This is a genomic window from Sphingobium sp. BHU LFT2, assembly GCF_018604485.1.
In the GTDB taxonomy this organism is placed as follows: Bacteria; Pseudomonadota; Alphaproteobacteria; order Sphingomonadales; family Sphingomonadaceae; genus Sphingobium; species Sphingobium yanoikuyae_A.
On the sequence record NZ_JAFCGW010000043.1, the window covers coordinates 1 to 7,417 of the forward strand.

Here is a 7,417-nt window from a genome sequence, read left to right on the forward strand (position 1 = left end):
GGGCTCATGGAGAAGCTGAAGCTGACGGTGAATGAGGACAAGACACGCATCTGCAAGGTGCCGGACGAGACGTTCGACTTTCTGGGATACACGTTTGGTCGGATGTACTCCGCGAAAACCGGCAAAGCCTACATGGGCCACCGGCCATCAAAGAAAAGCATTCAGCGCGTGGTCGCAACGATCCACGAACTGACCGACCGAGCGCGTACATGGCAGGATGCCACATATCTGGTGGCCAAGATGAACCGGGTGCTGTGCGGATGGGCCAACTACTTCTCGGTCGGCACTACGAGCAGAGCATATCGGACCATCGACAGCTACACAGCGGTGCGGTTGCGTCGGTGGCTGCGCGCCAAATACAAGACCAGACGACGGCGAGAGGGAGCCTATCACGACCCTGAGCTATACGAGCGCTTCGGCCCCGTGCGTCTGTCTAACGTGGCCGCGGCCCGCCGTGGGTGAAGGCGTGATGTCTTGTCCGAGAGCCGGATGCGGGAGATCTGCACGTCCGGTTCGATGAGCAGGGAGTGGAAACGGACCGTCTGGCAAGCCACAGGCGCGCCGCACGACACCGCGCCACTTCCTGACTCTACCGAGATCGGCGGAATTTGGGACCTAGCCGCCACTCATGCCAAACGCGACGAGCGTCTGCTGCCATCGATAGCGGATGTTGATGGTGCAACATGCCTGCGGATGTAGTTGCGCTGGTCAGAACCCTCAGTCATCTGTTGTTCGGACGGCTTTAAGGGGGCTGGAATGGCTCAAAGCGAGTTTGCGGTGACGCTGGTGCATGGCACGTGGGGCAGAGGAATCATTCCTCGACGCTTTAGCCCACGCCGACCGCGCTGGTTCGAGCCTGGGTCGGTGTTCGTGACGTCGTTGGACACGGCACTGCGGCAAAGGGATGCGGCGGTCGTCTCCATTGACTGCGTAAATTGGAGCGGCGCCAACTCTATCCGGTCGAGGGAACGAGCTGCGCGCAAGCTTGCCGCGCAGCTCGACCTACTGGCCGAGGCATCGCCAGGAGTCGCTCGCCTGATTGTCGGGCATAGTCACGGCGGGAACATTTGCTTGCGCGCTTTCGCGCATCTCCGCCATCCGGCCAGTGACATCCAAGTGGTTACAATGGCAACGCCGTTTCTAGAACTACTCGCTGAAGAAGGCAGCACGATGCTGATGATACGTGCTTTCGGTTGGTTGGTGTTGACCTTCGTGGCGTTGCTGGTCGTTCAGGTCGGGTTCGGATGGGAAGCGGGGACAGCGCTCGCTTGGGCCTTCCTTGCGATGTTCATCCTCTTTCCGCTCGTCCATGTCTTCGAGGGTGCGCTTCACGCGCTAACGCTCAGGCTGACCGCCATGACATCGCAGCAGGCGTATCGGCACGAGCGTCGTCCGACGCTGGTCATTCGCGGGATTGATGACGAGGCTGCTTTGGCGCTAGGTTTTGGCTCTATTTTAGGTCGCCTGACGTTCCTCTCCGCATCAGTCGGGCTTCATTTTTTCATCATCGTTCGCTGGATTTTTTTAGGCGGCGCGATGCTCGCCATAGCGACGGGATTGGTATCCTCAAGCGCGAGCGACTTCCTCTTCGGCGTCCTTGCAACCTTCATATTTGGTTGGCTTTCCAGCAACTTGGCTACATTGATCGGGGGACTGAGTATCGCCATCTTAGCCCGTGGACTGGCGCCTGCAATCTTTGGGCGTGAATTGCTGCTGACTTATCTTGATGTTTTAGTGAAATCCGATTCTGCGCCAGACAGCAGCGGCAACGTTCATCTCGTTACTCTGCCGCCGGTAACTTCTCTGCTACCAGGGATGCGGCACTCGCTGCACAGCCATCCCTCAGTGATTAAGTGCATCGCTGATTGGACGCTCCCGGATCAAAAGGAAGCGAACATCGGAGCATCATGCGAGACTTCAGGTTGAGTCCAGTTCAATGGAAGCTTTTGTCAGAAATGGACCCTGACTTTAGTCGATCTGAACGGCTGGGTCTGGTCGACCACTGCCGGAAAAGCGGAATGTCTGCTGCTGGGGATCGAAAATCGGGTGCTGAACGTCTACAAGGGGTCGACAGCGGAGATGGCCGCTACGCGCCCAATCCGGCCGTTCAGCGTCCCCCCGCAAGCCTGAAAGCAGACTTCGCTTTCCCAGCGAGTGAACGACAAAGACTGTGTTGAGCCTCAAACTTCCTGTACGGGAATACTTTGCTGACTTGCGGCCGATTTCGGCTTAACGAGGCTTAGGTGCTAAGACGCGCGCGACCGCAAAAGTGGATTTGGCCGCAGCCTATTAGAACTTTAAGCCCGGACTGTAATTGCCCGGCAGGACGTGCGGGTCGTCGAACGCCATCCCGGCCCGATATGGGCAGGGCAACGGATATGAATAGGACTAGTTGACAAATCATCCTTTACTACAAAAAGACTTCATATTGAGGTAAAAATGGCGTCAGGTCTAAAATTTCTTAAGCTGTCACTGCACGATTGGCGCCAATTCGATTCAGTTATTTTCGACGTTCATCCGCGTCTGACTGTTATCACTGGCACCAATGGCGCTGGCAAGAGCACCATACTCAATATTTTCACGCAGCATTTTGGGTTTAACCGTCCGTTTCTGTCAGTTCCAAGGCGCATGAAGGACGGCGCGCTCTACTATGACATTGGGCTGCGCCAGCCAGGCGAAGATGACGCGGAACAGAACGACGAAGCGAATAGAGACCCTGACGCATTCGAGCGTGACCCCGCTCCGCCCCGTGCCTTTAGTGGGCAGTTTGTTGAGTTTGGCACTGTTCAGTACTCAAATAATACCAGCAGCAGCATAGGCATCCATGAGCAAAACACGCAGTCCTACGGCCTGCAGATCAATAATCAACAACAGGTTTTGGGTGTGCATATCGGCTCGCATAGGGCGCTAACTAATTATCAGCCTGTAAACAATATTTCCCTTCAGCCGATGAGGGTGGCGCAGGCATACAACTTGTTTAACCAGGAGATTATGAACAGATATGGCGGCGGCCATACTGGGTACAGTCCAATCTACCGCATGAAGGAAGCGCTGATAGGGATGGCCGCGTTTGGCGAGGGAAACTCAGTTCTCCAAGCAGACAGCGAAGTGCTGAATACCTTTCGGGGATTTATTGAAGTTCTTAGGAACGTGATGCCGGAAGAGATTGGCTTTAGGTCTCTCGCCATCCGCATACCTGATGTGGTTTTGCAAACTCGATCCGGCGACTTCATCCTGGATTCGTCGTCAGGTGGCGTAAACGCTATTATCGAGATGGCTTGGCAAATTTATCTGTATTCCGAGTTCATTAAGACCCAAGGCACCGAAGATTTCGTCGTAACGATGGACGAACCGGAGAACCATCTTCACCCGTCGATGCAGCGTGCCATCATTCCAAGTTTGCTCGCTGCTTTCCCATCAGCGCAGTTCATCGTCGCCACACACAGTCCCTTCGTGGTTTCCGCCGTCGAGGATTCGTCAGTCTACGTCCTGAACTACACAGGAAGAGGGCCGTCCGGTACCGACGTCGATGCGCTGCCAGAGAAGCGGCGAGTTACGTCTGTAAAATTGGACAATGTGCATAAGGGTGGCACAGCAAGCGAAATTCTCCGAGAGGTGCTCGGCGTACCGGTGACCACGCCGAAATGGGCACAAGAGAAGGTCGATGAAATTTTGACTGCCTATCTCGGCAAGACCATATCAACCGATTTGCTGAATTCCCTTCGCGCCGATATGTCCCGCGAAGGCTTTGGCGAGCTATATCCCGACGCGCTTTCTCGATTGGTCAGCGCTAGCGAGAATGGCGCATGATCGCGTTGACCAAAGCGGATGAGCCTCAGATTTTGACCCACAACGAGTCCGCTTGGACTGCCGTTGTAGTAAGCAAGATCGCCGCGGGCGTAGAGCCTACAGACACAGAGAAAAGTCGATATCGGCACGCCGATATCAAAGCTGCACTTATCGTCGAAACCTCTGGCAAATGCGCTTACTGCGAAAGCAAGCTCTTGCACGTAGCGTTTGGGGACGTAGAGCATATTCACCCAAAGTCGAAAGCAGTCGCCAACCTTTTCAAGTGGGGTAATCTCACTTTGGCCTGTGATCGATGCAACACCTACAAAGGCGATGCTGAAGGTGTGATTGATCCTTACGCAGGCGACCCAGAGCCTCGGTTCACGATCCTCGGCCCGATGATAATGCCGGACCCGAGCGATGTGGACGCTCTCTATACAGAGCGGAAGCTGCGTCTAAATCGTCCGGATCTGCTCGAACGCCGCGCGGAAAAAATCAAGTACTTGATGGATCAGGTACTCATTCTTCAAAATGCGAAGACCGCTGCGCTGCGGGACGTGCTCGCGGACGATTTGCGTAATAACGAAACGTCGGCGGACCAAGAATTCGCCGCCACGGCGCGCACTTTCGTCGCAACGGTGTTGCCCACGGTTCTAGCAAAGTTGGCTGCCCCCTAGGCGCTGCCAGGTCCAGTATCCGGCGCGGCGGCTGCATCGGACCGCTGCACGGTTCGGCGATGGATCCAAGGAAAGCAGAATTCACCCGGTCGACGTGCCTGCGCCTATTGCATGCCGCCGTGGCTGCTTTTCATATGTCGGTAGCGGAAAGCCGCCTTTCCGCTACCGGCCAGTGCGGGACATGAAGGGTTAGCGGAAAGCGTCTCCTTCTTCGGCAGATCCGTGAGGGAGACGCTCCATCGTTTTATTGAGTTGGGAATGCCTGGCGGAAGATAGTGCCGTTCACGTGGCGCTTCGTCGCTTGATCAGTTCGTGCAGGCTGGCCGTAGTGATGCGGGTTGCCTTTCCCAGCCTTACCGTGTCGATTTCCCCGGCAGCAATTAGCGCGTAAAGCTTGGTGCGCCCGACACCGATCATTCTTGCCGCATCATTGACGCGGACGCAGATCGGATCAGGTGGCGGAGGACCGCTCATTTCGGATCACCTATCGGAGCCCGGTAGGCGACGGGATCGGCAAGCCAGTGATTAATGGCAGACTCCCGCCATCCAGCACCATGCACGCTGATCTTAATCTGTGCCGGAAAGGTGCCATCAGCAATTTTGCGATATAGGGTTGAGCGGGAGAGCCCGGTTCGGGCAAGAACGGTTTTCATTCGGATGATACGGTCGGAACTGTTCATGGGGCAGATCTTTCATTTCATGAAGTTGCGTGAGCCCCCCTCAAATCAGCATCAGACAGGCCGAGCCGCCCTGCAAGAGGGTGGGACGAGGCCTCTGGAGACCGGGGCTCAGTTGGCCTGGACGCTGGCGCACTTCTGGAAACGATTGGGGAAGTCAGCGTAAAATGGCGTAGACGCAAACGCAGCTTGCGATCGGCGCAGATTTTTTCCCATATCGTCCCGCTTGATAAGCTCACCGACGTTCGAGACCGCAAGGTTCGCGATCTGACGGTTCTTTCAAGTCGAGTCGTTCATGACAAATTCTCCGAAATTGAGGAGGTTTGTCCGCCAAAGAAGAGATTGCGCAAAAGCTTTCACGCACGCAAGAGCAGCAGGGTGCACGCAGCTTGCGAGAACCACATACACGTCTCGCATGCTTGGTCCGGTTAGCCATGAGGATTTCAGGCGATTTGGTCGCGAACCTGCCAGCGCCGCATAAGCGCTATGAACCTATTTATCCGAGCTTGACGGATTTTCTCGGCGGCGCAGCTCATTCTCGACGGCTTCTCTGACGAACAGAGCCAGCCGCCGGTTTCCGACCAACGCCTCGATACGCGTGATCGTATCTGCCGATAGCCTGACTGTCGTCGGCTTCATTCCTAGCGGCGGGCGTCCCATGACATTGTCGGTATCGCTCACGAAATGAATCTCCAAGACAAAGTAGTTGACGCTACCGTCTATTCGCATATACGACATCGTTTATTGAGTAAACGGTGGCGTATATTTGCTTGCGACGGCTCGGTATGTGCCGTTGGCATCGACGCGCCGCGAATCATGCGGGGTCTGTCAGGGCCGTGTTGCACCTGCCCACTGCTTCCGCTCATCGATGAAAGGTGCCGAATGGGAGATGCTCTATGGTCATCACCACGTCACGTCGCGCGCTGCTCGGTACGTTAACAGCAGCATCCATTACGGCAGACATTGCGCCGTGGGGGAGGGCCCTCGCGTACCTTCATGATCGATACGAAGATGCGCCGGTTACCCTGCGCCGCAGCCGCGAAAGCCGGCACCTGAGCCGAGACCGTTTTCAGAGCGCCGAGATCGCCTTTACCGGGATCGAGGCGGGCTTTTTCAGGCGGCATATCCGCACGACGCTTCATCAAGCCGGCGCAGTCGCGAAGCTGGCGCTGTGCGCATATCTGCTCGACGTCGGCTTTTCCGACGCGTGGAATGCCGAGCATATCCGCCAGGATACCAGCAAAGCACTGGCCTATGCCAATGCGACCGGCTTTGGTCTTGATTGCCCGGACATGGCGCGTCTGGCGGTCATCCTCACGCCTTATTGGAAATGGGGCTATCCCCATTTGATCGGCGATCCGCCGATGGATGATGGCGGCTTTTCACCCGAACAAGTTTGCCTGCTGATCCGGGCCTTGTTGGACCGGGTGCATGACGTAACTGGTCATGCTCGCCTCGCGGATGGAGGCCAGCCGCATGCGACGATAGCGTCATGACGCTGCGCACTGACTTCGGCCATCTTCCAGCCTCGATCCGGCATGAGCTTGAGCAGGTGACATGGATGGTTTTCGAGACCTTCGCGGAAAGCTGCAAGGGCAGGCTGTCGCAGCAATATCGCGAGGGACGGATCCTGGCAGTCATTCTGCACGGCCCGCACGCTGAGCAGGCATGGGAGAACGTTCCGCCGGGCGAGGCATTCCGGTTGATGCTGATCGTCAACCATGTGCGCCTCGCGCGCAGCGATCAGGATTGGCGATTGGTGCGAGACCGATTGCGCCGCGCGTGGGAACATGGAGAAATCGCTCGGCCAGTGCGGATGACCGTGGAAAGCCTGGACCGGATCAACAGCGCCCTTGCCGATGCCGTGCCCCATTTCGTCACAATCGCGGAGAAGGGAGTAGCGCTGTATCAGGCGGAAGGGCTGCGCCTCAAAGCGCCGCGTCATTTGCCTGAGGAAGAAAGGGCCAGAAGGAGCAGAGCGGAATTCGCGCGCTGGCATAAAAATGGCTGCGACTTTCTGGTTGGCTCAGCCTTTTATCGCGACAGGGGCAATATGCGGATGGCTGCGCTGCTGCTGCATCAGGCCTGCGAGCATCTTTACCAGAGCATATTATGGTCCTTCACGCTCCATGGACCACGCACCCATGCACTGGATGAATTGCGCGAAGCGGCAGAGGCGCTGGCGCCCGATCTCCGCGCCGCGTGGCCGCGCGAAGACCGGCATCAGCGGCGTGCCTTCGGATGCATCCGCAGGGCCTATGTCGAGGCCCGTTA

At 56.8% G+C, this 7,417-nt stretch carries 9 protein-coding genes; 6 read left to right on the forward strand and 3 right to left on the reverse strand.

Going from position 1 to position 7,417, the window contains the following annotated elements; genetic code table 11:
- From JQK15_RS26105 to JQK15_RS26120, 4 genes are all read left to right on the forward strand, one after another.
- The coding region (locus JQK15_RS26105) for a group II intron maturase-specific domain-containing protein (RefSeq protein ID WP_285236606.1) at positions 1-462 on the forward strand (462 nt) is incomplete at its 5' end.
- A gap of 294 nt (positions 463-756) precedes the next feature.
- Entirely contained in the window at positions 757-1,926 is a 1,170-nt protein-coding gene (locus JQK15_RS26110) for an esterase/lipase family protein (protein ID WP_214869508.1), read from the forward strand.
- A gap of 513 nt (positions 1,927-2,439) precedes the next feature.
- Positions 2,440-3,810, forward strand: coding sequence for an AAA family ATPase (locus JQK15_RS26115; protein WP_214869510.1), 1,371 nt, complete (start codon positions 2,440-2,442; stop codon positions 3,808-3,810).
- The gene (locus JQK15_RS26120) at positions 3,807-4,466 is read left to right on the forward strand and encodes an HNH endonuclease (RefSeq protein WP_214869512.1); all 660 of its coding nucleotides are present in this window, start codon (positions 3,807-3,809) and stop codon (positions 4,464-4,466) included. Before JQK15_RS26115 ends, JQK15_RS26120 begins: the two co-directional genes overlap by 4 nt.
- 282 nt (positions 4,467-4,748) lie before the next feature.
- Here the strand turns inward: JQK15_RS26120 and JQK15_RS26125 are convergent, their stop codons facing one another.
- The 3 genes from JQK15_RS26125 to JQK15_RS26135 form a co-directional block, all read right to left on the reverse strand.
- Positions 4,749-4,940 carry a helix-turn-helix domain-containing protein gene (locus JQK15_RS26125; RefSeq protein WP_214869514.1) on the reverse strand — a complete coding sequence of 64 codons (192 nt, stop codon included), beginning with the start codon at positions 4,938-4,940 and terminating at the stop codon, positions 4,749-4,751.
- Positions 4,937-5,146, reverse strand: coding sequence for a helix-turn-helix transcriptional regulator (locus JQK15_RS26130; RefSeq protein WP_214869516.1), 210 nt, complete (start codon positions 5,144-5,146; stop codon positions 4,937-4,939). The genes JQK15_RS26125 and JQK15_RS26130 overlap by 4 nt, the downstream gene beginning before the upstream one ends.
- Positions 5,147-5,635: 489 nt before the next feature.
- Positions 5,636-5,824 (reverse strand): YlcI/YnfO family protein, encoded by a 189-nt coding sequence (locus tag JQK15_RS26135; protein WP_251008073.1) that lies wholly within the window; start codon positions 5,822-5,824, stop codon positions 5,636-5,638.
- Positions 5,825-6,039: 215 nt separating this feature from the next.
- On the opposite strand from JQK15_RS26135, the gene JQK15_RS26140 reads away from it, so the two are divergent.
- On the forward strand, positions 6,040-6,639 hold the full coding sequence (locus tag JQK15_RS26140; protein WP_214869520.1) for a hypothetical protein: 600 nt from the start codon (positions 6,040-6,042) through the stop codon (positions 6,637-6,639).
- The coding region (locus tag JQK15_RS26145) for a HEPN domain-containing protein (protein ID WP_502956885.1) at positions 6,636-7,417 on the forward strand (782 nt) is incomplete at its 3' end. The genes JQK15_RS26140 and JQK15_RS26145, both read left to right, overlap by 4 nt.

Bases quoted from the DNA above. Each gene is read 5' to 3' on its own strand.
- JQK15_RS26110 (WP_214869508.1), top strand. From the start codon at position 757: ATGGCTCAAAGCGAGTTTGCGGTGACGCTGGTGCATGGCACGTGGGGC.
- JQK15_RS26115 (WP_214869510.1), top strand. From the start codon at position 2,440: ATGGCGTCAGGTCTAAAATTTCTTAAGCTGTCACTGCACGATTGGCGC.
- JQK15_RS26120 (WP_214869512.1), top strand. From the start codon at position 3,807: ATGATCGCGTTGACCAAAGCGGATGAGCCTCAGATTTTGACCCACAAC.
- JQK15_RS26125 (WP_214869514.1), bottom strand. From the start codon at position 4,940: ATGAGCGGTCCTCCGCCACCTGATCCGATCTGCGTCCGCGTCAATGAT.
- JQK15_RS26130 (WP_214869516.1), bottom strand. From the start codon at position 5,146: ATGAACAGTTCCGACCGTATCATCCGAATGAAAACCGTTCTTGCCCGA.
- JQK15_RS26140 (WP_214869520.1), top strand. From the start codon at position 6,040: ATGGTCATCACCACGTCACGTCGCGCGCTGCTCGGTACGTTAACAGCA.